The organism is Tunicatimonas sp. (assembly GCF_049647865.1).
Lineage (GTDB): Bacteria > Bacteroidota > Bacteroidia > Cytophagales > Cyclobacteriaceae > Tunicatimonas.
Map to the genome: position 1 here is coordinate 1 of NZ_JBARYM010000055.1, position 2650 is coordinate 2650.

Genomic DNA, 2650 nt, shown 5'->3' on the forward strand with positions numbered 1-2650 from the left:
AGATAGCGTATCGCTGGATAAAAATTTTTTGATTGTTACTGATTGAGCAATTAATAGTTGGGCAACATGCTGAGTTGTAGAGTTGCCTATCCGTATCCAAATTACCTTAGGTGGTGGGCCATAATGGTTTAATAAGTGATAGAAATCCATATCTTTCGTGACAATGGCAGCGTCTTTTTGCTGTCTGGCAAAACTCCAGATCTCATCGTCACTTGCTTTCTCAAGCTGGTAATCTTTTACATGATGTAGTTCCTGATATGTCGTCCGAAGTATTCCAATTAAGCGAAACGAAAGATGGTTATCCAACAGCAAGAACATAGAGAATAAGTAACTTAACGTTAGTAATGGTACAATAATAAAAATTGATTCTGATAATTGCAAATATCACATCTAACTTAAGTTAAGCTATGATGAGTTTTCCCCGGTCAGCATCAGCTGCATACGCTAAGGATGCTCTTATATCGTCATTGGTAAGTTCAGGAAAATCTTCTAGTATTTCTTCCCCAGTCATACCAGCAGCCAAGTAACCAAGGATATCGTAAACAGTGATCCTTAATCCTCGAATACAAGGTTGGCCACTTCGCTTACCCGCCTCAATAGTGATATGTCCACGATAGTCTTCCATACTCCAAATATAACGAATAATCGCATCAGCTGGTATTGAAATACAATATTTGCTATACTAGCTTCATGAAAAAATCACAACAGTCTGCTACACGGCAAGAAGATGCAGTCCTACTGCACCCAACCCTTTCGCTAACCGCAACGCGAAGGAAGTTTGGCAGGATCTGTATGCTAAGTCTAGCCGACCGCGTCAGCCAATCTCTCGTGAGGAAGTACTACGCCGTACCCGTAAGAAGAACCGTTAGCTACTACAAGAGTTACGATGCATCGGTCTGGTAGCGATTAGCGAGCTCCTGCGCTTCCTGGTACAGCCGCTTCCGTAGTTCGGGCGGGTCCAACACGGTCACCCCCACGCCCCAACCCTGTACGAACGAACGTATCTCTTCCCAGCCTTCCATTTGTAGGGTAACCACCAGTCGGCCGTCCTGACGCTCCTCTTCAATTTTCTGACTAGTGTGGTACTTCCGATCACGAAAAGCAAAGGCTTTGTTGGGCTCTACCAATAAGCGTAGATCGTAAACCGTGTCGGAATTGATTGCCCCGAACGCTCCCCGAAAGTACTCTTCTGGTACGAAGTCTTCGGGGATCGTAAAAATGGCATTTTCTTCCGCCGGATCGCAGCACGCTACTTGGCTAATCCGTACCAGGGCAAAGTTGCGTAAGGCTTTTCGTTGGTGGCAGTAGCCGATCACCATCCACGAGCGCCCCCGCTTTGCCAGAAAGTAAGGATCAATCCGGCGGTCTTCATTCACCTTCCCGCTGCCACCGGTGGTATAATCAATCCGCACCGAGCAGCGGTCAGCAATCGCCTGATCTAGCTTGCGAAAGTTGTCCAGCGCAATAGCGTCCGGCACCATGCTTTCAAAATGCCAGGTTTGTAATTGATCTTCCACATCAAAGACGTAAGCTACCGGGTCTACTTGTTCCAGCAATTTATCAAACCCGCTACGTAATGGCTTTGCGTGAGGAGTAGCGGCTAAGATTGTCTGACTAGCTTTGGCTGCCAGCGTGAACGCTTTCAGTTCGGCCTGGGAAAAGCGCGGATTGGGCAAGGCTGTACGTTGGTCTTCCTCAGCCAGAAAGAAGTGCTTGCGACCGTCGTGGTATTCGTGTTGCACCGTAATGCCAGCTTGCCGAAGCTCTTGCAGTAGGCGGCGCACCTGTCGTTCGCTAACAGCCAACTGTTCTTGTAACTGTGACAAAGTGAGCTGGCTTCCGTCGTCCAGTAGTAGCCGTAGGCGTTCCAGATTCGTCGTCTTCATAGCCGATAATACTAAAATCTAAAAGAAAACCGGATATTTCGGCCATAAAATGTCCGAAATTTGTCTAAAGCCCCGGTATATTGAACCCGAAAGTAAAACAATACCATCTCACAGATGAAAGAAGTATCGCTACGGGCCGCTTTAGATGAACGAAAAGCCTCTAATCCTGAACCATACCAAAAGCTGGAAGAACTTATCAATTTGCAACGCCCGGATCGCTACGACCAGCTTACCAATACTTCGTTGGAAAGCTATCAGCAGTTACATTCGGCTGGTTTCCCTTCCGACTCGCTGGTAGACCAACTTACCGCCGAGCAAATTAAACACGTAATGAAAGTATTAAAGCTGGATGCATCACGGGTATTTCACCAAAAGGACATTGATTGGATCATCCATACGTACGGACTTTGCTTTTATGCTACTCACCACTCCCGAGGTAAACCTTGGCTGAGGATGGAAATGGACTTGAAGCAGTTTCAGCAACAAATTCTGACGCAGAAAGAGATACAGTGGCATCAAAGCAGTTATTCCGTACTCGGTACCTCGCCTGCCCTTAGCGGCTATCCGGTACCAAACCCGCGTGTACCACTACTGCTTTTCAATCTGGGAAATGATTTCCATTTTCTGGTAAGCACGTACGATAGCTGGATACCGGCAATTAGAAGGCTACTCTACTGGCCATTTGCCAGCCGACGAAAGGGGTTCATCGCATACATAGTTGGTTTTGTTAGCTTCTTTTTGCTAATAGCAATTCTGCCTAAAGA

Annotated in this window: 4 protein-coding genes; 1 reads left to right on the plus strand and 3 read right to left on the minus strand. The window is 46.6% G+C overall.

The window, feature by feature from the left end; all coding sequences use genetic code 11:
- From WBA23_RS02030 to WBA23_RS02040, 3 genes are all read right to left on the minus strand, one after another.
- Nucleotides 1-318, minus strand: a 318-nt coding sequence (locus WBA23_RS02030) for a DUF5615 family PIN-like protein (protein WP_424580571.1), incomplete at its 3' end; no start/stop codon positions are given.
- A gap of 82 nt (nucleotides 319-400) precedes the next feature.
- Nucleotides 401-625, minus strand: coding sequence for a DUF433 domain-containing protein (locus WBA23_RS02035; RefSeq protein ID WP_424580572.1), 225 nt, complete (start codon nucleotides 623-625; stop codon nucleotides 401-403).
- Between the two features lie 256 nt (nucleotides 626-881).
- A complete protein-coding gene (locus tag WBA23_RS02040; RefSeq protein ID WP_424580573.1) occupies nucleotides 882-1886 on the minus strand; it encodes a helix-turn-helix transcriptional regulator in 1005 nt (334 codons plus the stop codon).
- A gap of 114 nt (nucleotides 1887-2000) precedes the next feature.
- Here WBA23_RS02040 and WBA23_RS02045 point away from each other — a divergent pair.
- Nucleotides 2001-2650: hypothetical protein (locus WBA23_RS02045; protein ID WP_424580574.1), on the plus strand; the 650-nt coding region annotated here is incomplete at its 3' end.